Here is a 21,998-nt window from a genome sequence, read left to right as displayed (position 1 = left end):
CAGGGCGGATTAACGCCGCCAGTTGGTTTTGGCCAGTTCGACCACTTCGTCGCCGCGGCCGTTAATGATGGCGCGCAGCATATACAGGCTGAAGCCTTTGGCCTGTTCGAATTTGATCTGCGGCGGCATCGCCAGCTCCTGTTTGGCGGTCACCACGTCCAGCAGCGCCGGACCGGGGTGCGCCAGCATCTCCTGCAGAGCGCCATCCAGCTCTGAGGCTTTTTCAACCCGGAAGCCTTTAATGCCGGCCGCGTTGGCGATGGCGGCAAAATCAGGGTTATGCAGATCGGTGCCGTCGGTCAGGTAGCCGCCGGCTTTCATCTCCATCGCCACAAATCCCAGTACGCTGTTATTGAACACCACCACTTTGACCGGCAGCTGCAGTTGCGCCAGCGATAAGAAGTCGCCCATCAGCATGGTAAAGCCGCCGTCGCCGCACAGCGCCACCACCTGTTTATCCGGCGCGGTGGCCTGAGCGCCGATGGCCTGCGGCATCGCGTTGGCCATGGAGCCGTGGTTAAACGAACCAAGCAGCCGGCGTTTACCGTTCATCTGCAGGTAGCGGGCCGCCCAGACGGTAGGCGTGCCGACGTCACAGGTGAAAATGGCGTCGTCGGCGGCATGGCGGCTGATTTGCTGCGCCAGATACTGTGGGTGAATCGGCTGGCTATCGTTGCAGGTTGCCAGGCTGTCGAGATCCTGACGCGCGTTGCGGTAGTGCTCCAGCGCCTTATTCAGGAATTTGGCGTCGTTCTTGGCCTCCAACTGCGGCAACAGGGCGGAAAGGGTGGTTTTTATATCGCCCACCAGTGCCATATTTACCGGGCAGTGCGCGCCGATGCTGCCGGGGTTGATATCCACCTGAATGATCGTGGCGTTGGTGGGGTAAAAGGCACGGTAGGGGAACTGGGTGCCGAGCAGCACCAGCGTGTCGGCATTCATCATGGCGTGATAGCCGGAGGAGAAGCCGATCAGGCCGGTCATGCCGACGCTGTACGGGTTGTCCCACTCAATATGCTCTTTGCCGCGCAGCGCGTGCACGATCGGCGCCTGCAGCAGTTCGGCCAGTTTCACCACTTCATCATGAGCGCCGGCGCAGCCGCTGCCGCACATCAGGGTAATATTTTTCGCTCCGTTCAGCGTTTCCGCCAGTCGGTTAAGCTCGCTCATCGGCGGCTGCACCAGCGGCAGCGCCGGGGTCTGCCAGACTACTTCGGCGTCTTCCGGCGCCATGCGCAGCGCCACGTCGCCGGGCAGAACCACCACCGATACGCCACGGTTAAGGATCGCCTTGCGCATGGCAATCTCCAGCACGCGTGGCAGCTGTTCCGGGTTGGAGACCAGCTCACAATAGTGGCTGCACTCGCGGAACAGCTCCTGCGGATGGGTCTCCTGGAAGTAGCCGCTGCCGATCTCGCTGGAAGGAATATGGGCGGCGATCGCCAGAACCGGCACGTGATTGCGGTGGCAGTCGAACAGGCCGTTGATCAGATGCAGGTTGCCCGGCCCGCAGGAGCCGGCGCACACCGCCAACTGGCCGGTCAGCTGCGCTTCCGCGCCGGCGGCAAAGGCGGCCACTTCCTCGTGGCGGGTGCCCAGCCATTCAATCGTACCCATGCGGTGCAGGCTGTCGCTCAGGCCGTTCAGCGAGTCGCCGGTGACGCCCCAAATGCGTTTGACGCCCGCCTGGTCCAGGGTTTTGGCAATCAATGTCGCTACGGTTTGCTTCATAGTTCCCCCAGTGATGGTGGTATCCCCGGCGTTTAACTACGGGGATATAAAGGTCTTCTCAGCTTAGCAAGCTTCGGGGATTACAATAGAACGGGATGAGGAATAGTTTTCGCCAATAAGTGCCCCGCGAAAAACGGGGCGCGGGATCAGGCGAGGGTGACGTCGCCGTGCAGTTGGCAGCTGCAGGCCAGTACGTAACCCTGGGCGATCTCTTCCGGCGTCAGCGTCATGGTGCTGCTGGTGGTGTAGTCGCCGTCGAGCACGCGGGTTTTGCAGGAGCCGCAGACGCCGGCGCGGCAGGCGGCGGTTACCGGCAACCGATGGGATTCCAGAGCCGCCAGCAGCGTGCTGCCGACCGGTGCGCGGAACTCACGCAGCGGCCGGCCGATGCGCAGCGCCAGCGTATTGTCCGCTTGCCCGGCGTTTTCCGCCGGCGTGTGAAACTGCTCTTTATGCAGGCGTGCGGGCGGTACGCCCAGCGCCAGGCACAGCTGTTCAACCTGCGCCATATAGGGGACCGGGCCGCAGGTCATCACCCGGCGTTCGGCGATATCCGGTACGTGCTGCCGCAGTACTGCGTCGCTGATGCGTCCGCTGAGAAAACCGGGCTGCGCACGGTGTTCGGCCATCAGCGTCAGTTTCAGCGACGGGTGTGCGGCGCACAGCTGTCGCCACTGTTCGGCGAAGATCACCGCCTCCGGGCTGCGGACGCTGAAGATCACCTGCACATCGCACGCCGGGCGGTTCGCCGCCAGCCAGCGGCACATCGAGATAATCGGCGTGACGCCGCAGCCGGCGGCCAGCATTAAATAGCGTTCGGCGGGGTGCTGCACGCAGCTGAACTCGCCCTGCGCGTCGGACAGCCATAGCGTATTGCCAGGGCGTACTTCCTGCGTCAGCCAACGCGAGCCGACGCCGTCCGGCAGGCAGCGCACGCTGATGCTGAGGAACGGGCTGAGCCCCGGTGAGGAAGAGAGGGTATAGGCGCGCAGGGTATCTTCGCTGTTGCGGATGCTTACCAGCGCGAACTGACCGGGCTGATAAGGGTAAAAATCGTGGCAGATCAGGTTCAGCGTCCAGACGTCGGCGGTTTCCTGCCGGATGGAATGCACCTGCATGCGGTTCGGACACAAAGAATGGGGTTGGGTCATAAGGCACCTCACTGCGGACGGGGCGCATTTTGCCGCCCCGTAAAAATGACGGAATCAGCCCAGAATGGCCTGCAGATCCTGTTGGACGGTGGTGATCGGACGCATACCGAATTTATCGTTGAGGATCGTCATCAGGTTGTCGGTCAGGAAGCCCGGCGCGGTCGGGCCGGTAAAGATGTTTTTCACCCCCAGCGCCAGCAGCGTCAGCAGGATGACGATCGCTTTTTGCTCAAACCACGACAGCACCAGACTGAGCGGCAGATCGTTGACGCCGCAGCCTAGTTTCTCAGCCAGTTTTACCGCCAGCATAATCGCAGAATAGGCGTCATTGCACTGGCCGACGTCCAGCAGGCGCGGCAGGCCTTCCAGCGTGCCGAAATCCAGTTTGTTAAAGCGGTATTTGCCGCATGCCAGCGTCATAATCAGGCAGTCCTGCGGCACCGCGCGGGCGAAGTCGGTGTAGTAACTGCGTTCACCGCGGCTGCCGTCGCAGCCGCCGACCAGAAACACATGACGCAGTTTTTTGCGGCTGACCAGATCGATCACCGTATCGGCGGCGTTGAGCAACGTCTGGCGGCCGAAGCCCACGGTGATCAGGTGCTCTATCTCGCTGTAGGGGAAGCCGGCCATGCCCTGCGCCTGGCGGATGATGGCGGAAAAGTCATCGCCGTCCAGGTGATTGACGCCCGGCCAGCCAACGATGCTGCGGGTCCAGATACGGTCGCCGTAATGGCCGACGTTCGGGTCAATAATGCAGTTGGAGGTCATGACGATCGGGCCGGGGAATTTGGCAAACTCCACCTGCTGGTTTTGCCAGCCGCTGCCGTAGTTGCCGACCAGATGTTTGAATTTTTTCAGTTCCGGATAGCCGTGCGCCGGCAGCATTTCGCCGTGGGTATAGACGTTGACGCCCTGGCCTTCAGTCTGTTCCAGCAGCATGCGTAAGTCTTTCAAATCATGGCCGGAAATCAAAATTGCTTTACCGGCCACCGGCCGCACGTTGACCGAGGTGGGCTGCGGATCGCCATACGCGTCGGTTTCTCCTCGGTCGAGGATCGCCATCACGCCGAAGTTCATGTGGCCGATGGCCATGGCATTGCTCAGCAGGGTGTCGACGTCGCGCGGTTGGGTGCCCAGCCAGGCCATCAGCCCGTGATACTGGGCATAGATCGCGTCATCGTACTGGCCGAGAACGTGGGCGTGCTCCATATAGGCTGCGGCGCCTTTGAGCCCGTACAGGCACAGCATACGCAGGCCGTGCACGTCGTCCCCCACCTCGGCCTTATCCTGATCGAGAGCAAACTGCGCCGCCTGTTGCAGCAGGCTGTCGATATCATCGCCGGCCAGCTGCAGCGCCGCCAGCGGATGGTCAACCGTGACCGACGGTTCCAGCAGACGGCAGCGCGCCGCCAGCGTATCGCGCAGCGCGATGGTCTCCCGCGCGTAGCCGATAATGCGCGCCGAGTCGAAGTTGACGTTGGTCAGTGTGGAAAAGAAAGCGCGCGGGGCGAAGCTGTCGATCTGGTGGTCGATAATGCCCAGCGCGCGCGCCTGCAGCGCCCAGGCGGACAGGCCCTGCAGCGCGGCGACCAGCAGATCCTGCAGATCGGAGGTTTCGGCGGTTTTGCCGCACATGCCTTGCGCATAGGCGCAGCCGTTGCCGGCCGGGGTTCGGATGGTTTGTTCACATTGCACACAAAACATAATCGCGTCCTTTTTAAAGTTGCATTTTAAATGCTTGTTTTGGAGCATAGATCGGCAACTACCGGGGCAAAAGCGTTTTGTCGGAAAAGTGACGTAAGTTTGATTTAACGCAAAATAGCGTGCGGATGAGAGCGATTCCGGGGGGAATGCCCCCGGAAACGGTCAGGAGAACAGGGCGATCAGTACCGGCGCCATCAGGCTCAGCAGGAAGCCGTGGACGATGGCCGGCGGTACGATCTCCAGGCCGCCGCTGCGCTGCAGCACCGGCAGGGTGAAATCCATCGAGGTGGCGCCGCACAGGCCCAGCGCCGTCGAGCGGCTGCGGCGGATAAGCGTGGGGATCAGCATAATCGCCACCAGTTCGCGCAGCAGATCGTTAAAGAAGGCGGTGCTGCCGAGTACCGGGCCGTAGGCGTCGCTGATCAAAATGGCGGACAGCGAATACCAGCCAAAGCCGGAGGCCACCGCCAACCCGGCTTTCACCGGCACCCCCAGCAGCCAGGCCGCCAGCGCACCGCCGGCCAGCGCGCTGATGGCCACAACCACGCCGACCAGCATGCCGCGGCGGTTAACAATGATCTGCCGCAGCGTCATACCGCTGTTGCGCAGCTGAATCCCCACCAGAAACAGCAGGAAAATCAGCGCGTACTCGCTGCCGGCGGTGGCGTAGTGCAGCCAGGGCCACTGCGTCAGGCCGAGCAGGAAGCCAATCAGCACCACGCCGCACAGTTGCAGCGACTCTAACGCCATATGCAGGCGTGAGGGCAGCTTCTCCTGTTTATGCGTGCTGCGCCACGGCAGTTTGCGCTCCAGCAGGTACAGCGCCAACGCGTTGGCGAGGAAGATGCAGAGGAAAAACGCGGCGGTGTATTGGAAGATCAGCAGCAGATTACTGCTGAGGTTTTCCAGAAACGCCAGACTGATGCCCATTAAAAACAGAATAACGTACACCATCCGGCTGAGCAGACGGTTGATGCTCTGGATAAGGCGATGGCTGTGCAGCGGGATAAGGTAGCCGGCGATCAGCGGCACCAGAATGATCAACAGTCCTGAATACATGACGACAAAATTTCCTTGCTCAAATCGCCACGGCAAGTGCCGTGCGACCGCAACAGGCTAATCAAAACCCTCTTCAGAGTAAAGTAGCAGATTTACGCGCGTTTGCTTGACCTGCGGGGGGATTGTTGACCATGCTCAGAGTCGTCATTCGACAGAGAGTGGCGAAGGTTCGCACGGGAGGCGACAGATGTACTTAGAACGCATTGAGATTGTAGGTTTCCGTGGCATTAATCGGCTGTCGCTGACGCTGGATGACAACACGCTGCTGCTCGGAGAAAACGCCTGGGGTAAATCCAGCCTGTTGGATGCGCTGACGCTGCTGCTGGCGCCGGAAGAGACGCTGTACCGCTTCGAAACGCATGACTTCCACTTCCCGCCCGGTGATGAAGCGGCCAAGGAGCGCTACCTGCAGATCATTTTTACGTTCTGTGAGAAGGACATCGGGCATGCCCATCTGCCGCGCTATCGCCATCTATCGCCGCTGTGGGTCAAGGCGGAGGATGGCCTGAGCCGCATCCATTATCGCTGCGAAGGGGAGATGACCGATGATGACACGGTGTGTACCTGGCGCAGCTTTCTGGATGCCGACGGCAACCCGCTGTTGCTGCATCATATCGACCGGCTGGTGCGCAGCATTATTCGTATTCACCCGGTGCTGCGGCTGCGCGATGCGCGCTTTATCCGGCGTCTGCGCCCCAGCTCGCTCGGCGATCGGTTGCCTGCCGATAACGAGGCGCTGGCGCAGCAGCTTGACCAATTGACGCGTGAACTGGTGCGCAACCCGCAGAAACTGACCAATGGCGAGCTGCGTCAGGGGCTGGCGGCGATGCAGCAACTGCTGGAGCACTATTTTTCCGAGCAGGGTTCACACGTCGCCGGGCCGCGACGACAGCGCCGGCAGCAGGAGCAGCAGGCGTGGCGTTCGCTCGATAATATCAACCGCATGGTGGCCGAGCCGAACAGCCGCAGCATGCGGCTGATTTTGCTGGGTATGTTCTCGACGCTGCTGCAGGCCAAGGGGAATGTGAAGCTGGAACCTCATGCGCGCCCGCTGCTGCTGGTGGAGGATCCGGAAACCCGCCTGCATCCGATTATGCTGTCGGTCGCCTGGGGATTGCTGAATCAGCTGCCGCTGCAGCGCATCACTACCACCAACTCCAGCGAACTGGTATCGCTGGTGCCGGTGGTGCACGTCTGCCGGCTGGTGCGCGAGTCCGGCCGGGTGGCGACCTATCGCCTTGGGTCACGCGGTCTCGGGCCGGAAGACAGCCGGCGTATCGCCTTCCATATCCGGTTTAACCGTCCTTCTTCGCTGTTCGCCCGCTGCTGGCTGCTGGTGGAAGGGGAGACCGAAGTATGGCTGCTGAACGAGCTGGCGCGGCAGTGCGGGCATAATTTTCAGGCCGAGGGCGTCAGGGTGATTGAATTTGCCCAGTGCGGGTTAAAACCGCTGCTGAAGTTTGCCCGGCGGATGGGAATTGAGTGGCATGCGCTGGTGGATGGCGACGAGGCCGGCAAAAAGTACGCCAATACCGTGCGCAGCATGCTGGACAATCATGAGGATAATGAACGTGACCGTCTGACGGCGCTGCCGGCGGCGGACATGGAACACTTTATGTATAAAGAGGGATTCAGCCCGGTGTATCACCGGGTGGCGTCGGTGCCGGTTAACGCTCAGATGCCGATGCGCAAGGTGATCCTGAAAGCGGTGCACCGCGCCTCGAAGCCGGATCTGGCGATCGAAGTGGCGATACAGGCGGGCGAGTGGGGCACCGACGCGGTGCCGGCGCTGCTGAAAAAAATGTTCTCACGGGTTATCTGGCTGGCGCGCGGCCGGGCCGACTAGCCGCGGCCGCCGGCCATGCTCTCACCGGGAAAAATGCGCGGCCAGTCCCTGTTCCAGCGCGTCCAGCAGCTGATAGCGGCGGCGGTATTCCGCGCGTTTTTTGCTGGCGACCTCCTCCAGCGGTTTGCGGGCGATGCGTTCCGGCAGCAGGAAGTAGCCGCCGGGCAGCGGCCGGGCCGCCATCGACAGCCAGAACTGGTCATAATCGGCATGCAGCAGGTCGCGCTTTTTGTTTTTATAGCGCCAGTTCTGGTAAATATGACTGCCGTTGCCGACCGCCACCACTTGCTGAATCCCCAGATGGCGCGCCAGGTGGCACACCCCTTCCAGCACCAGCCGTTTGGGGAACAGGCCGTGGCAGGCTTTAGTCGCGTGCTGAATCTCGCTGTGCGGCACGTCAACGTTTGCTCCCTGCAGACCGCCGATAAACAGCGTACTCTTTTGCCGGAAATGCATCAGGGTGAAGGTGATTTCCGCCAGCATAATGCCCGCGGCGTTGCGCAGCAGCAGCGTAGTTTCTCCCTCCTTGTTCAGCTTATCGATCGCCACCAGTTCCAGCGTCACCGTCTCGCCGTTTTTATCCGTCGCGTGGCTTAACACCAGCGGCTGTGTTCCCAGGTGCCCGTGCAGCATTTTCCCCGGCATGCGCTGGGCAATCAGATCGTAGTGGTCGCGCAGCGCAAACAGGCCGTCGAGTTTGCTCATATTGGCCGCCAGATACGGGCGGTGCAGTTTGCACGGCAGGTTGGGCTGCGCGCGCAGGATGGTTTCCAGCAGCGGGTTGTCCGCCAGCGTGTTCATCAGCCCGCTGGTGGTCTGCCAGTTCAACAGAGAACGGCTGAGGAACTTCAGGCGAAACGAGGTTTTGCGCCAGCACTGGGCGGGCGCCATGCTGCCGCTTAGCAGCGCGGTGATTAACCGTTGGCCGTTCATCGGCTGGCTGGCGACGAGCGGAAAGCTGAATTGTGACATGGTGAAGTCCTTGACGATATTGAATGGCGCTATTTCATCAAGGGGTGACTAAACGGCAGTTCAATATTGCCGGTGCGGTATTAGGAATATTCATTATGTTGAGCTGCGGTTTAACGATCGCTGTGTGCCAAGGCTCCGAATGCGATGTTGTTGTGTGGTTAATGGTAGGTTTCCATTTTGTATTAAATATTGCGGCGTCTGTTTACATTGTTATCTCACTCAACGCAGTAAGACAGGAGCAATATATGGCAGAGCCAAAAGAACTGAAACAAACACTGGTAAGTCGTGAAGACGCGATTCGTCGCGGCGGATATCTTCCCGTTGGTTATTTTAAAAATGGCTTTACCCTGGAGTCCGCCAATCAGGCGCTCTATTTGGAAAGCACGTTGGGATATGTTGTATGGCGGGGCGCGTTGCCGAAAGTGGTTGCTCCAGGTGTAACGCCGGAAGATACGGGCGGTTTTGCCCCTGACGCTTGGGTAGAAGTGAGCGGTATGGCGTCGTCGTTCAAGCTTAATAATATGGTGCTGGTGGAAGATTTCTATCATCTGGTTACTGCCGATGGCGACTGGACGCCGGCGGCGCAGGCGGCAATTAATTATGCGTTTTACCACGGATTGAATAAAGTTTGGTCATTCCAAAAGATGGTGTTCAAATCGCCGTTGCGCATTGATAATTGGGACCGGGGATTGGAAGTACGTTTTGGATATTTGGCAGCGCACGCCGATTTCCCTGCTTCTACGGATTGGAAAAAGGCCAATCCTTTGATCATTATTGGCGAGAAATCCGGCGGCGGGATGGTTGCGCTCGAAATCCATATTGGTTACATGTTTGGTAATGATCGCGCCAATGGTATTTCTGTTCGCGGGCCTGGCTGTGGCGGTTCACGGATTCATATCGGCAGAGCGACAAACTGTAATATTGTTTATGACTGCAGCCAGCAAACGCACCCTGCGGCCTCCAACTTTATTACCGGCGATTTCTGGCACAACGGAAAGATGGGCGCGTACTTTGCTCGTGGGACATCAGGTGAGCGTCCGATTGCGGAAGGGCATAAACTTTCCGTCGGTTTTATTACCAGGATGATTTATGGCGGCTCTCTGTGGAGAAATGGTTCGCAGTATGGGCAGATTTCCGGCGATGCGGATTTTAACGGCCGATATTTATCGGAAGTGACCCTGTCCGGTAATGCGCTTACCGGGCTGGAACGCGGCGCCGAAATTTCTAACGGTACGGCAAGCGGTGAAGTGTTGGCCTTCTATGCACAAACCGCGGGCGTCTATAAAGTTCTGATTATCGAGAAAGTTAACGTGTCCGGCGGTAATAGTTCCTTTGCCACGGGCGATAAGTTGACCTCCGGTTCATGGAGCGGTGAAGTGTCTGCTGTACGCACCGCAGAGCAGGGGCAGCAGTTCTATTTTGATATCATCCTCGATTTTTATGGCAGCGCCTTTGCCAAAATTGATGTGGACTGTGGCTATCTGGGCGGTATTGTTGGCCATTCTCTGCATAGTTGCTCCCTGAACTATAAGAGTTCGTACTCGGCATATACCAACTCGATGAACGGCGCGCAGTGGGTGCATTCCGGTTCAACGATGACGCTGCGGGACAGTTACCTGAATAAAAACGTCTTGGACAGCACCGCTGATTTTGTGGCGCCGGGCGGCCATCTGTTTATGCGCAATTATCGGACCTATGGTTCCGAGTTTGCCGCAACGTTTGCCCCGGGTAAGCCAGTGACTATTCGCCAGTTCAAACATATTGGCAGTACCAATGCCCCGGGTATGAAAGATATTTATGAGGTGCAGATGTTTGGCCCTAATAGCCGGCTAAAGGGGCTCTGTGCAAGTTTTAAAGTGGCGGTATCGGGCGAAGATTTGGAAATTTTTGAGAGTACAGTCACGGATGCTTCCCGGGTGAAAGTTATTCCTGTCGTTGAAAGGGATCAGGAAGAACCGAACAATATTGATAAAATTAAGCTGTTTGTGCAGGTACAGCAGGATTCGCCAAATACCTTCCCGCTCTACTTTACCTTCAACAGAAAGTAACAGGGCGGTAAAACAGCAGGGGTGATCTTTACCCTCAAGACGGCCGGGAGCGATCCCGGCCGTCTTTTTTTCGCGTCGGGAATATGTGATTTGATCGCGGATAATCGGTTATAGTGCGCGTTAATTGACTAAAGAGCGCGCGTAACGGCGGGATGAAATACCGGGATCGTGGGAATTTGTCCGCTGAAGCGTTCACAATGCGCGATCATCTCCGGTAAAAACAAAAGGATATACCACTTTATGAAGTTTATGGGACGTCTACGACGCAGGACGATCGTCATCGTGGGACTGGTGGTTATCGCCGTGGTGGCATTCTGGTTTTTCCGTCAGCCGGCAGCGGTGGACTATAAAACGGTGAAGGTGGCCAAGCGCGACCTGCAGCAAAACGTACTGGCGACCGGTCAGCTGGATGCGGTACGCAAAGTTGACGTCGGCGCGCAGGTCAGCGGCCAGTTGGAAAGCCTGACGGTTGAAATTGGCGATAAAGTGAAGAAGGGCCAGCTGCTGGGGGTGATCGATCCGCAGCAGGCGCAAAACAGCATCCGCGAAAGCGAGGCGATGCTGCGCGAACTGCATGCACAGCTGCAGCAGGCGCAGGCCGAGCAGCATCTGGCGGCGGTCACCCTGCAGCGCAATCGCGCGCTGTCGCGTGTGCAGGCGGTATCGCGTCAGGATTTGGATAAATACACCAGCGAACTGGCGGTGAAAAAGGCGCAGGTGGAGAGTATCAAGGCGCAAATCGCCCGTAATCAGGCCAGCCTGGATACGGCCAAAATCAACCTGGCCTACACCCGCATCGAAGCGCCGATGGACGGTGACGTGGTGCAGATCACCACCCTGCAGGGGCAAACGGTGATTGCGGCGCAGCAGGCGCCGAACATTCTGACGCTGGCCGATCTCAGCACCATGCTGGTGAAGGCGCAGGTGTCCGAAGCCGACGTTATTCACCTGAAGCCGGGGCAAAAGGCCTGGTTTACCGTGTTGGGCGACCCGAACAAACGCTTTGACGGTGTGCTGAAAGACATTCAGCCGACGCCGGAGAAGGTCAACAACGCCATCTTCTACTATGCCCGTTTTGAGGTGCCGAACCCGCAGGGGCTGTTGCGTCTGCAGATGACCGCACAGGTGCACATTCAGTTGGGCGGCATCAGCCAGGCGATGGCGATCCCGCTGGCGGCGCTGGGCGAGCAAATTGCCGATAACCGCTATTATGTGGCGGTGCTGAAGCAGGGCAAGGAAGAGAAGCGCGAAGTGACCATCGGCATGCGTAACAATATAGACGTGCAGATTGTCAAAGGGCTTGGGGTCGGCGACGAGGTTATCGTTAACCGCGGCGGCGCGGAGGCCAACTGATGGCAACGCTGCTTGAGCTGAGCGGTATCTGCCGCAGCTATCAGTCTGGCGAACAGACCGTCGAGGTGCTGAAGAACGTGACGCTGAGCATCGACGCCGGCGAAATGGTGGCGATTATCGGCGCTTCCGGCTCCGGCAAATCGACGCTGATGAACATTCTCGGCTGTCTCGATAAGCCGAGCGCCGGCACGTACCGCGTGGCGGGGCAGGATGTGGCCACGTTGAACGGTGATGCCTTGGCGGCGCTGCGGCGTGAACATTTCGGCTTTATCTTCCAGCGCTACCATCTGCTGCCGCATCTGAGCGCCTCGCACAATGTCGAGGTGCCGGCGGTGTATGCCGGGCTGGGCAAAGCGGCACGGCGCGAACGCGCCACGGCGCTGTTGCAGCGGCTGGGATTGGGGGAGCGCGTCGCGTACCAGCCGAGCCAGCTGTCCGGCGGGCAGCAGCAGCGCGTCAGTATCGCCCGGGCGCTGATGAACGGCGGCCAGGTGATTTTGGCGGATGAGCCGACCGGGGCGCTGGACAGCCACTCCGGCGAAGAGGTGATGGCGATCCTCAAGCAGCTGCGCGAGCAGGGGCATACGGTGATTATTGTCACGCACGATCCGACGGTGGCGCAGCAGGCGGAGCGGATCATTGAAATTCGCGATGGCGAGATCATTAACGACTCCCGGCCGGCAGGCATGCCGAATCCGCAGGCCAAGTCATTGGATCTGGCGACGCCGGCGCCCTCCTGGCAGCAGGCGAGCGGACGTTTTCGCGAAGCGCTGGTGATGGCCTGGCGTGCGATGGCGGCGAATAAAATGCGCACCATGCTGACCATGCTGGGGATTATCATCGGCATCGCCTCGGTGGTCTCCATTCTGGTGATCGGCGACGCCGCCAAACAGATGGTGCTGGCGGATATCAAATCGATCGGCACTAATACGGTCGATATCTATCCGGGCAAAGATTTTGGCGATGACGATCCGGCCTATCGCCAGTCGTTGAAGTATGACGATCTCGATGCGCTGCGTGAACAGCCGTACGTCGGCGCGCTGTCACCGACCATCGGCAGCAGCATGCGGCTGCGCATGGGCAATGTGGATGCGGCGGCGAATGTGACCGGCATCAGCGAACAGTTTTTCCGCGTCTACGGTATGACATTCAACCAGGGGAGCGGCATCGACCAGCTGCAGGTGCAGTCGCAGGCGCAGGTGGTGGTGATCGACGCCAATACCAAGCGCCGTCTGTTCCCGCATCAGAAAGAGGTGGTCGGCGAGGTGATTCTGGTCGGCAATATGCCGGCAACGGTGGTGGGCGTCGCCCAGGAGAAGCAGTCGATGTTCGGCAGCAGCAAAACCCTGAGCGTCTGGGTGCCGTACAGCACCATGGCCAACCGGCTGATGGGCAATGCCTATTTTGATTCGATCACCGTACGCATCCGCGACGGCTACAACAGCCAGGAGGCGGAGCAGCAGCTGACGCGCCTGCTGACGCTGCGCCACGGCAAGAAAGACTTCTTTACCTACAACATGGACAGCCTGGTGCAGACCGCAGAGAAAACCACCCGCACCCTGCAGCTGTTCCTGACGTTGGTGGCGGTGATTTCGCTGGTGGTCGGCGGTATCGGGGTGATGAATATCATGCTGGTGTCGGTCACCGAGCGTACGCGTGAAATCGGCATCCGCATGGCAGTCGGCGCGCGTTCCGGCGACGTGCTGCAGCAGTTTCTGATTGAAGCGGTGCTGGTGTGTCTGGTGGGCGGTGCGCTGGGCATCGGCCTGTCGTTCGCCATCGGCCTGCTGGTGCAGCTGGTATTGCCGGGCTGGCAGATAAGCTTCCCGCCGGCGGCGCTGCTCAGCGCGTTTATCTGTTCCACCGGTATCGGCGTAGTGTTCGGCTATCTGCCGGCGCGCAATGCCGCCCGTCTTAACCCGATTGATGCGCTGGCGCGAGAATAAGGGCCGTCCGGCGGTGATGAAAAATGCCAGTCACCGATGTGGCTGGCATTTTGGTAGGGCGGCGGCGTGCGCCGCTTTCAGGTTACCGCTTCGCTTTCCAGCGGCTCAATCAGGCTGGCGTGGTTGCCCTTCGGGCCTTGATGCACGTCGAATCTGACCTGTTGACCGGCTTTCAGCGTCCGGTAACCATCCATTTTGATCGTCGAATAATGAGCGAAAATATCCTCGCCACCGCCTTCCGGACAGATAAAGCCGAAACCTTTGGCGTTATTGAACCATTTAACAGTACCCGTCTCCATGTTTCTACATCCCTCGCAACGCTATTTTAAGTGAGATGAATAACTGATTTTCAGATGAGCCAAAAAGTGGTTAAAAGACCAGCAGCTCACGAAATTACACTCTAGAACATCTGATCATCACGTCAAGCGATCGGCTTTTGACAGGGGGCGGCAGTTCCTCAAAGTTTGAAGCAGGTAACGCTATTGCCATGCAATCGACGTCGATCGCCGCCGTTTTTATCGGCGCTTTCCCTGCGGCGAAGAGAGGGCGAAGATGATAAAATAGTAGAGATCCCCGTTTGAATAACCTGAATGCGCCCCCATATCTTGGGGTAGACAAGAGAAGATGAGCAGCGATGGGCAATAGCAACGATTGGCTGAATTTTGAACACTTGGCCGAAGAAAAACAAATCGATGCGGTAAAACCGCCGTCAATGTATAAAGTTATACTTAACAACGACGATTACACTCCGATGGAATTTGTGATTGACGTTCTGCAAAAGTTCTTTTCTTATGATATTGAACGCGCAACGCAACTGATGCTTACGGTGCACTATCAAGGCAAGGCGATCTGCGGTGTGTTTACCGCCGAGGTGGCGGAGACCAAGGTCGCTCATGTGAACCGTTACGCGAGGGAGAACGAGCATCCGTTGCTTTGTACGCTGGAAAAAGCCTGATTAAGGCAATCTATTGGGGAGGTGCTTATGCTCAATCAAGAACTGGAACTCAGTCTCAACATGGCTTTCGCCAGAGCGCGTGAGCACAGACACGAGTTTATGACCGTGGAGCACCTGTTGCTGGCGTTACTGAGCAACCCTGCCGCGCGAGAAGCGCTTGAGGCATGTACGGTGGATCTGGCGGCGTTGCGCCAGGAGCTGGAAGCCTTTATCGAACAAACCACGCCGACGCTGCCGGCCAGCGAAGAAGAGCGCGACACCCAGCCGACGCTCAGCTTCCAGCGCGTGCTGCAGCGTGCGGTATTCCATGTGCAATCCTCCGGTCGTAGTGAAGTATCCGGCGCCAACGTGCTGGTGGCGATTTTCAGCGAACAGGAGTCGCAGGCGGCCTATCTGCTGCGCAAGCATGATGTCAGCCGTCTGGACGTGGTGAACTTTATTTCGCACGGTACGCGTAAAGACGAACCGGGCCAGGCGCCGAACAACGCGGAAAACCCGATCAACGAAGAGCAGTCCGGAGGGGAAGACCGTATGGAAAACTTCACCACCAACCTCAATCAGCTGGCTCGGGTAGGCGGCATCGATCCGCTGGTCGGCCGCGACCGCGAACTGGAACGCGCGATTCAGGTACTGTGCCGCCGCCGCAAGAACAACCCGCTGCTGGTGGGGGAATCGGGCGTGGGTAAAACCGCGATTGCCGAAGGGCTGGCGTGGCGTATCGTTCAGGGCGACGTGCCGGAAGTGATGGCGGATTGCACCCTGTATTCACTGGATATCGGCTCGCTGCTGGCGGGCACTAAATACCGCGGCGACTTCGAGAAGCGTTTCAAGGCGCTGCTCAAACAGCTGGAACAGGATCAGAACAGCATCCTGTTTATCGATGAGATCCACACCATCATCGGCGCCGGGGCAGCCTCCGGCGGGCAGGTGGATGCCGCCAACCTGATCAAACCGCTGCTGTCGAGCGGCAAGATCCGGGTGATCGGATCCACCACCTATCAGGAGTTCAGCAATATCTTTGAGAAGGATCGCGCGCTGGCGCGCCGCTTCCAGAAGATCGATATTACCGAACCGACGCCGGAAGAGACCGTGCAGATTATTAACGGTCTGAAAACCAAATACGAAGCGCATCACGATGTGCGCTATACCGCCAAAGCGGTGCGCGCGGCGGTGGAGCTTTCGGTGAAATACATCAACGACCGTCATCTGCCGGACAAGGCGATCGACGTGATTGATGAAGCCGGCGCGCGCAGCCGTCTGATGCCGGTCAGCAAGCGCAAGAAAACCGTCAACGTGGCGGATATTGAATCCGTGGTGGCGCGCATTGCGCGCATTCCGGAGAAAACCGTCTCGGCGAGCGACCGCGATGTGCTGAAAAACCTGGGCGACCGCCTGAAGATGCTGGTGTTCGGTCAGGATCCGGCTATCGAAGCGCTGACCGAAGCGATCAAAATGAGCCGCGCCGGTCTGGGGCATGAGCGTAAGCCCGTCGGTTCCTTCCTGTTCGCCGGCCCGACCGGCGTCGGTAAAACCGAGGTGACGGTACAGCTGGCGAAGGCGCTGGATATCGAGCTGCTGCGCTTTGATATGTCCGAGTATATGGAACGTCATACCGTCAGCCGCCTGATTGGTGCGCCTCCGGGCTATGTCGGCTACGATCAGGGCGGCCTGCTGACCGATGCGGTGATTAAGCATCCGCATGCAGTGGTGCTGCTCGATGAGATCGAGAAGGCACACCCGGACGTGTTCAACCTGCTGCTGCAGGTGATGGATAACGGTACGCTGACCGATAACAACGGTCGTAAGGCCGACTTCCGCAACGTGATCCTGGTGATGACCACCAACGCCGGGGTGCGCGAAACGGAACGTAAATCCATTGGCCTGATTGAGCAGGACAACAGCACCGATGCGATGGAAGAGATCAAGAAAGTGTTTACGCCGGAATTCCGTAACCGTCTGGACAACATTATCTGGTTCAACCATCTGTCAACGGCGGTGATCCAGCAGGTGGTCGACAAGTTTATTGTCGAACTGCAGGCGCAGTTGGACGCCAAAGGCGTTTCGCTGGAGGTCAGCGATGAAGCGCGCGACTGGCTGTCGGTGAAAGGCTATGACCGTGCGATGGGCGCGCGTCCGATGGCGCGGGTGATGCAGGAAAACCTGAAGAAACCGCTGGCGAATGAGCTGCTGTTCGGTTCTCTGGTGGATGGTGGTTCAGTGAAGGTTGAGCTGGATCCGGATACCCAGCAGCTGACCTATCACTTCCTCAGCGCCCAGAAGCGCAAAGCGGATGAAGGCGTGCATTAATCCGACAACGGTATGATGCGGTAATAAAAAAAGCGATGCTTCGGCATCGCTTTTTTATGCGCCGGACAGCGCGCAATGAATATGAGTGAGCCCTCTCAGTTTACCTACGCACTTGCAACTCAGTGCTGAACGCTGCGGCGGGGGTAAACGGAAAGGGCTCAGGGCGGGATTTACATCCTCAGCGTCGCCACGGACTGGCGACCGGTCAGCCGATTAACGGCTACGGAAGACAATGCGGCCTTTGCTCAGGTCGTACGGGGTCAGCTCTACAGTGACTTTGTCGCCCGTCAGGATGCGGATATAGTTTTTACGCATTTTACCGGAGATATGAGCGGTAACCACGTGCCCGTTTTCCAATTCAACGCGGAACATGGTGTTCGGCAGCGTATCAAGAACGGTGCCTTGCATTTCAATATTGTCTTCTTTGGCCATCGAATCCTCTAGGTGTAACTACCTTAGTTTTTAACCGGCAAGATAATGCCGAAAAACCCACATTATGTAAAGATGTGTCGGTGAACAATGCACCGTTTCCGCAAATTAGTTTGTCGGTGAGGACGGTTAAACCTGCTGTGGGGGTATCACTTGCGCTGCCCAGCACTCTGCCGCCAACGGTCGGCGCTGAAGCTCGCTGAGCTGCTGTAAAAAACTGCGCCGGGAAATTTCCCTCGCGCCAAGCGAGGCAGTGTGCGCGTTCAACACCTGACAGTCAATCAATTCCCCGCCAAAAGCGGCAAAATGACGGCAAAACGCCATCAGCGCGCATTTTGAGGCGTTGGTGACGCGGCTGAACATTGACTCGCCGCAGAACAGCGCGCCCTGAGCGACGCCATACATGCCGCCGACCAGTGCGTCATCTTGCCAGACCTCGACCGAATGGGCGTAGCCCAGACGGTGCAGATGCAGATAGGCGCGCTGTACCTCCGGGCCGATCCAGGTGCCGTCCTGCGGCCGTTCGGCGCAGGCGGCAATCACCGCGGCGAAGTCATGGTTCAGCGTAATGCGGAACGGGTCGGCGCGCAGGAAGCGTTTGAAGCTGCGGCTGATATGGCGCTCGGCCGGGTATAACACCGCGCGCGGATCCGGCGACCACCACAAGATCGCCTCGCCTGGCGAATACCAGGGGAAAATGCCGCGCTGGTAAGCGGCCAGCAGGCGTGGCGCGCTCAGATCGCCGCCAATCGCCAGCAGGCCGTTAGGATCGCGCAGCGCGCCCTCCGCTGAAGGGAAGGCGACGGAGTGCGGCGACAGTTTCACTATGCGCATATCACCTCTTAGCGTCGCGTTACAGCGAGACGTTGCTGATACGTTGGCGGAACTGGGCATAGCGCCCGCGCTGGCGCAGCAGCGTGGCGTGATCGCCTTGTTCGACGATATGGCCGCCGTCCATCACGCAGATGCGGTCCATATGCTCCAGGCCGTACAGGCGGTGGGTCACCAGGATCAGCGTTTTGCCCTGACAGTGCTGACGCAGCAGCGCCAGAATCTGTTGTTCGGTCTCGGCGTCCAGCCCTTCGGTTGGTTCATCCAGCAGCCACAGCGGCGCTGAATGCAACAGCGCGCGGGCGATGCCCAGACGCCGCTGTTCGCCACCGGACAGCTGACGGCCGCCTTCGCCGAGCCAGGCGTTCAGCCCTTCGTTTTCCAGCAGTTTGTCCAGCCCGACCTGGCTCAGCGCCTGTTGCAGAGTTTCGTCGTCCGCCTCCGGCGCCGCCAGCCGCAGGTTTTCACGCAGCGTGTCGCTGAAGACATGCACCCGCTGGCTCACCACCGTGGTCATGGCGCGCAGCGTACTTTCATCGTAGCGGGCTAACGGCTCGCCGTTGAGCAGAATATCGCCGCCGTCGGCGTCCCAGGCGCGCGTCAGCAGCTGCAGCAGCGTGGACTTGCCGCAGCCGGTGCGTCCCAGCAGGGCGATATGCTCCCCGGTGGCGACTTCCAGTTCAACATTCTGCAGTACCGGCTGCGGTTGCCCCGGATAGGTAAAATCAATGTGGCGCAGTTGCAGCGTCGCGCTGGCCGCTGTTGCAGGGCCGGCTACGGGGAAATCGACGGTGGGCTGTTGTTCGATCAGCTGTTTTACCCGGGTGGCGGAGGCGATCACCTGTCCGAGGTGCTGAAACGCGGCGGCAACCGGCATCAGCGCTTCAAACGAGGCCAGTCCGGCGAATACGAACAGCGCGATCAACGCTCCGGGCTGGCTATTGCCGCCGACGCCGCCGGCGGTCAGCCAGAGCAGCAGCGTCACCGTCAGCCCGCCGGCTAAAATCATCAGCGCCTGCGCCATACCGCCTAATGATGCCTGCTGCCACTGGCGGCGCTGCCAGCGCTGTTCAATCTGATCGAGCGTGTGGCGGAAATCGTTTACGGCGCCGAACACCACCAGCTCGGCCTGGCCCTGCAGCCAGGCGGTCAGCCCGGTGCGATATTGGCTGCGCAGGGCGGTCAGTTCGCTGCCGATCGGTTTGCCGGCGGAGTAAAACAGCGGCGGCACCAGCAGCAGCAATAACAGCAGAATGCCGCCGAGAATCAGCGCCAGCGTCTGGTCGACAAAGCTCAGGCCAAAGGTGACGACCACGATCACCACGGCCGCGCTGATCAGCGGTGACATTACCCGCAGGTACAGATGGTCCAGCGTATCAACGTCGGCCACCAGCCGGTTTAACACCTCGGCCTGACGGAAGCGGGCGATGCCGCCGGGCGATAGCGGCAGAATCTTGCTGAAGGTGAAGACCCGCAGGTGCGCCAGCACCCGGAAGGTGGCGTCGTGGCTGACCACGCGCTCGGCGTAGCGGCCGGCGGTGCGGAAGATCGCCGCTCCGCGTACGCCGGCGGCAGGCAGCATATAGTTAAAGGTGAGCAGTCCCGCCAGCCCGGCCAGCGACGAGGCGGCGAGGAACCAGCCGGACAGGGTCAGCAGGCCGATGCTGGCCAGCAGAGTGATAATCGCCAGCACGATGCCCAGCGCAATCAGGAACCCATGGCGGCGGTATAGCGCCAGAAACGGCAGTAAAACGCGCATGATTATAGCTCCCCGCTGCGGTGTGCGATTAAGGTGGCGAACAGCCCCGGCTGGGCGCTCAGGCTGGCGTAGTCGCCCTGTTGAACGATCTTTCCGTTATCCATGACCCAAATCTGGTCGAAATCCTCGGTATCTTCCAGCTGGTGGGTGACCAGCAGGGTAGTTTGGCGCCGTGACGCGGCATCCAGCGCCTGCATCACCAGACGCTCGCTGTGGGCGTCCAGGCTGGCGGCCGGCTCATCCAGCAGTAGCAGCCGACGCGGGCTGATTAACGCGCGGGCGACGGCCACCCGCTGCGCCTGGCCGACCGACAGGCGGGCGGCGCTGTCGCCAAGCTCCGTCTGCAGCCCCTGTGGCAACTGCGGCAAGAACTCGCTGACGTAAGCCTGTTCCACCGCCTGCAGTAATTGCGGTTCATCGGCCTGCGGATTACCGAGCAAAATATTGTCGCGCAGCGTTTGCGCCGGCAGATGCGGGTTTTGCCCGACCCAGCCCAGCTGTCGCCGCCAGTTCTCAGCGTTCAGTTCGCGCAGTTCGTTGCCGTTTACCGTCAGGGAGCCGCGGTAGGGCAGGAACCCCAGCAGCAGATTCAGCAACGAGCTTTTGCCCGCGCCGCTGAGGCCTACCAGCGCGATGCGCTGATTAGCGGGCAGGGTGAAGGTCAGCGGCCCTGCCAGTACGACGCCCTGCGGCGACAGAATTTCCAACCGATCGGCGGCCAGCGTGAGCGGGATTGCATCGTCCAGCGTCAGTGTGCCCTGACCGATCTGTTCGCCTTCTGCATTGAGGAAGGTTTCCAACGCCTCTGCGGCGCCGACCGCCTGCGCCTTGGCGTGGTAAAACGCGCCCAGATCGCGCAGCGGCTGGAAAAATTCCGGCGCGAGCACCAGCACTAAAAAGCCGGAAAACAGCGTCACGCCGAGGCCGTAACTGCCGAAGTTCAGATCCCCCAGATAAGAGAAGCCAAAATAGACCGCGACCACGGCGATTGACAGGGAGGCGAAAAATTCCAGTACCGCAGAGGAGAGAAACGCCATGCGCAGCACTTCCATGGTGCGGCGGCGGAAGTCTTCGGAGGAGCGGGCGATCTGCGCGGTTTCCGCCTGCCCGCGGTGGAACAGGCGCAGGGTGTCCAGCCCGCGCAGCCGGTCGAGGAAGCTGCCGCTCAAGCGCGCCAACGCGACAAAGTTACGGCGGTTGGCATCGGCGGCGCCCATGCCGACCAGCGCCATAAACAGCGGGATTAACGGCGCGGTCGCCAGCAGGATCAGCCCGGCGGCCCAGTTAATCGGAAAAACGGCGATTAGGATCAGCAGCGGGATAAACACCGCCAGATACATTTGCGGCAGGTAGCGCGAGTAATAATCCTGCATATCTTCGATCTGTTCGACGATTATCGTCGCCCAACTGCCGGCCGGTTTACCCTGCACCCAGGCCGGGCCAAGCTGCTGCAGTTTGTCCAGCACCTGCCGGCGTATTTCCCGCCGCAGCACCTGGCCGCCAATAAAACCCACCCGTTCCCGCAGCCAGCTGAACAGCGCGCGCAGGACAAAAGCGGCGGCCAGCCAGATAAATGATGAGGTCAGCTGTTCGCGGGGCGTATGGTCGATGATTAAGGCATGGAGCAGTGAAGCCAGCAGCCAGGCCTGCGCTACGATTAACAGGCCGCTGCACAACCCCAGCAGCATGGAAAGGCGCAACCACCGCTTGGCCAGCGTGCTTTGCGTTTTAAGCCATTGGGTCAACTGGTGCTGTCTGGTTTTTTTCATTGGGAGTATCTGCGTCGCCGACGCCTGTTGGTACAGGCCAGGTTAACATGCTGTTAAAAAAGTGTTTTCTTCAACGTTGAAGGACACAAGTGAAGCTCAATGTTACCTCGTCACCGTGCAGGCTGAAAAGAAATAAGG

General features: G+C 59.5%; 16 protein-coding genes. 6 read left to right on the top strand and 10 right to left on the bottom strand.

What is annotated here, in order from left to right:
* Positions 1 to 9 precede the first annotated feature (9 nt).
* From poxB to HF675_RS15615, 4 genes are all read right to left on the bottom strand, one after another.
* Entirely contained in the window at positions 10 to 1,731 is a 1,722-nt protein-coding gene (gene poxB / locus HF675_RS15630) for a ubiquinone-dependent pyruvate dehydrogenase (protein WP_105230496.1), read from the bottom strand.
* Positions 1,732 to 1,877: 146 nt separating this feature from the next.
* Positions 1,878 to 2,882: an NADH oxidoreductase gene (hcr, locus tag HF675_RS15625; protein ID WP_105230497.1), complete on the bottom strand. Its 1,005-nt coding sequence runs from the start codon at positions 2,880 to 2,882 to the stop codon at positions 1,878 to 1,880.
* A gap of 54 nt (positions 2,883 to 2,936) precedes the next feature.
* Positions 2,937 to 4,586: a hydroxylamine reductase gene (gene hcp / locus HF675_RS15620; protein WP_105233253.1), complete on the bottom strand. Its 1,650-nt coding sequence runs from the start codon at positions 4,584 to 4,586 to the stop codon at positions 2,937 to 2,939.
* A 162-nt stretch (positions 4,587 to 4,748) separates the two neighbouring features.
* Complete coding sequence (locus tag HF675_RS15615) at positions 4,749 to 5,645, bottom strand: lysine exporter LysO family protein (RefSeq protein WP_105230498.1); 897 nt, start codon at positions 5,643 to 5,645, stop codon at positions 4,749 to 4,751.
* Positions 5,646 to 5,832: 187 nt separating this feature from the next.
* On the opposite strand from HF675_RS15615, the gene HF675_RS15610 reads away from it, so the two are divergent.
* A complete protein-coding gene (locus HF675_RS15610) occupies positions 5,833 to 7,491 on the top strand; it encodes an ATP-dependent endonuclease (protein ID WP_187043362.1) in 1,659 nt (552 codons plus the stop codon).
* A gap of 21 nt (positions 7,492 to 7,512) precedes the next feature.
* Here the strand turns inward: HF675_RS15610 and HF675_RS15605 are convergent, their stop codons facing one another.
* A complete protein-coding gene (locus HF675_RS15605) occupies positions 7,513 to 8,463 on the bottom strand; it encodes a VirK/YbjX family protein (RefSeq protein ID WP_187043361.1) in 951 nt (316 codons plus the stop codon).
* 23 nt (positions 8,464 to 8,486) lie between these two features.
* Between HF675_RS15605 and HF675_RS15600 the strand changes: the two genes are divergently transcribed.
* The 3 genes from HF675_RS15600 to macB all read left to right on the top strand — a co-directional run bounded on the left by HF675_RS15600 (position 8,487) and on the right by macB (position 13,810).
* The gene (locus HF675_RS15600) at positions 8,487 to 10,511 is read left to right on the top strand and encodes a hypothetical protein (RefSeq protein ID WP_255427290.1); all 2,025 of its coding nucleotides are present in this window, start codon (positions 8,487 to 8,489) and stop codon (positions 10,509 to 10,511) included.
* A 240-nt stretch (positions 10,512 to 10,751) separates the two neighbouring features.
* Complete coding sequence (macA, locus tag HF675_RS15595; RefSeq protein WP_187043360.1) at positions 10,752 to 11,864, top strand: macrolide transporter subunit MacA; 1,113 nt, start codon at positions 10,752 to 10,754, stop codon at positions 11,862 to 11,864.
* Complete coding sequence (gene macB / locus HF675_RS15590; protein ID WP_105230503.1) at positions 11,864 to 13,810, top strand: macrolide ABC transporter ATP-binding protein/permease MacB; 1,947 nt, start codon at positions 11,864 to 11,866, stop codon at positions 13,808 to 13,810. The genes macA and macB overlap by 1 nt, the downstream gene beginning before the upstream one ends.
* 77 nt (positions 13,811 to 13,887) lie before the next feature.
* Here macB and cspD read toward each other — a convergent pair whose 3' ends face one another.
* On the bottom strand, positions 13,888 to 14,109 hold the full coding sequence (cspD, locus tag HF675_RS15585) for a cold shock-like protein CspD (protein ID WP_015671737.1): 222 nt from the start codon (positions 14,107 to 14,109) through the stop codon (positions 13,888 to 13,890).
* 335 nt (positions 14,110 to 14,444) lie between these two features.
* Between cspD and clpS the strand changes: the two genes are divergently transcribed.
* Both clpS and clpA read left to right on the top strand, forming a co-directional pair.
* The gene (clpS, locus tag HF675_RS15580; protein WP_105230504.1) at positions 14,445 to 14,765 is read left to right on the top strand and encodes an ATP-dependent Clp protease adapter ClpS; all 321 of its coding nucleotides are present in this window, start codon (positions 14,445 to 14,447) and stop codon (positions 14,763 to 14,765) included.
* Between the two features lie 27 nt (positions 14,766 to 14,792).
* The gene (clpA, locus tag HF675_RS15575) at positions 14,793 to 17,072 is read left to right on the top strand and encodes an ATP-dependent Clp protease ATP-binding subunit ClpA (protein ID WP_105230505.1); all 2,280 of its coding nucleotides are present in this window, start codon (positions 14,793 to 14,795) and stop codon (positions 17,070 to 17,072) included.
* A 213-nt stretch (positions 17,073 to 17,285) separates the two neighbouring features.
* Here clpA and infA read toward each other — a convergent pair whose 3' ends face one another.
* From infA to cydD, 4 genes are all read right to left on the bottom strand, one after another.
* Entirely contained in the window at positions 17,286 to 17,504 is a 219-nt protein-coding gene (gene infA, locus HF675_RS15570; protein WP_002211347.1) for a translation initiation factor IF-1, read from the bottom strand.
* Positions 17,505 to 17,630: 126 nt separating this feature from the next.
* Positions 17,631 to 18,335 carry a leucyl/phenylalanyl-tRNA--protein transferase gene (gene aat, locus HF675_RS15565; RefSeq protein WP_105230506.1) on the bottom strand — a complete coding sequence of 235 codons (705 nt, stop codon included), beginning with the start codon at positions 18,333 to 18,335 and terminating at the stop codon, positions 17,631 to 17,633.
* A gap of 19 nt (positions 18,336 to 18,354) precedes the next feature.
* Positions 18,355 to 20,091 carry a cysteine/glutathione ABC transporter ATP-binding protein/permease CydC gene (cydC, locus tag HF675_RS15560; RefSeq protein WP_187043359.1) on the bottom strand — a complete coding sequence of 579 codons (1,737 nt, stop codon included), beginning with the start codon at positions 20,089 to 20,091 and terminating at the stop codon, positions 18,355 to 18,357.
* A 2-nt stretch (positions 20,092 to 20,093) separates the two neighbouring features.
* A complete protein-coding gene (cydD, locus tag HF675_RS15555; protein ID WP_111737406.1) occupies positions 20,094 to 21,860 on the bottom strand; it encodes a cysteine/glutathione ABC transporter permease/ATP-binding protein CydD in 1,767 nt (588 codons plus the stop codon).
* Positions 21,861 to 21,998 lie beyond the last annotated feature (138 nt).

The organism is Serratia sp. JUb9, assembly GCF_014298095.1.
Lineage (GTDB): Bacteria > Pseudomonadota > Gammaproteobacteria > Enterobacterales > Enterobacteriaceae > Serratia_B > Serratia_B rhizosphaerae.
This window is presented reverse-complemented; position numbering and strand designations above follow the sequence as displayed.

Bases quoted from the DNA above. Each gene is read 5' to 3' on its own strand.
- macA (WP_187043360.1), top strand. From the start codon at position 10,752: ATGAAGTTTATGGGACGTCTACGACGCAGGACGATCGTCATCGTGGGA.
- hcr (WP_105230497.1), bottom strand. From the start codon at position 2,882: ATGACCCAACCCCATTCTTTGTGTCCGAACCGCATGCAGGTGCATTCC.
- infA (WP_002211347.1), bottom strand. From the start codon at position 17,504: ATGGCCAAAGAAGACAATATTGAAATGCAAGGCACCGTTCTTGATACG.
- HF675_RS15615 (WP_105230498.1), bottom strand. From the start codon at position 5,645: ATGTATTCAGGACTGTTGATCATTCTGGTGCCGCTGATCGCCGGCTAC.
- HF675_RS15600 (WP_255427290.1), top strand. From the start codon at position 8,487: ATGGCGCTATTTCATCAAGGGGTGACTAAACGGCAGTTCAATATTGCC.
- macB (WP_105230503.1), top strand. From the start codon at position 11,864: ATGGCAACGCTGCTTGAGCTGAGCGGTATCTGCCGCAGCTATCAGTCT.
- cydC (WP_187043359.1), bottom strand. From the start codon at position 20,091: ATGCGCGTTTTACTGCCGTTTCTGGCGCTATACCGCCGCCATGGGTTC.
- hcp (WP_105233253.1), bottom strand. From the start codon at position 4,586: ATGTTTTGTGTGCAATGTGAACAAACCATCCGAACCCCGGCCGGCAAC.
- HF675_RS15610 (WP_187043362.1), top strand. From the start codon at position 5,833: ATGTACTTAGAACGCATTGAGATTGTAGGTTTCCGTGGCATTAATCGG.
- cspD (WP_015671737.1), bottom strand. From the start codon at position 14,109: ATGGAGACGGGTACTGTTAAATGGTTCAATAACGCCAAAGGTTTCGGC.
- aat (WP_105230506.1), bottom strand. From the start codon at position 18,335: ATGCGCATAGTGAAACTGTCGCCGCACTCCGTCGCCTTCCCTTCAGCG.
- poxB (WP_105230496.1), bottom strand. From the start codon at position 1,731: ATGAAGCAAACCGTAGCGACATTGATTGCCAAAACCCTGGACCAGGCG.
- clpS (WP_105230504.1), top strand. From the start codon at position 14,445: ATGGGCAATAGCAACGATTGGCTGAATTTTGAACACTTGGCCGAAGAA.
- cydD (WP_111737406.1), bottom strand. From the start codon at position 21,860: ATGAAAAAAACCAGACAGCACCAGTTGACCCAATGGCTTAAAACGCAA.
- HF675_RS15605 (WP_187043361.1), bottom strand. From the start codon at position 8,463: ATGTCACAATTCAGCTTTCCGCTCGTCGCCAGCCAGCCGATGAACGGC.
- clpA (WP_105230505.1), top strand. From the start codon at position 14,793: ATGCTCAATCAAGAACTGGAACTCAGTCTCAACATGGCTTTCGCCAGA.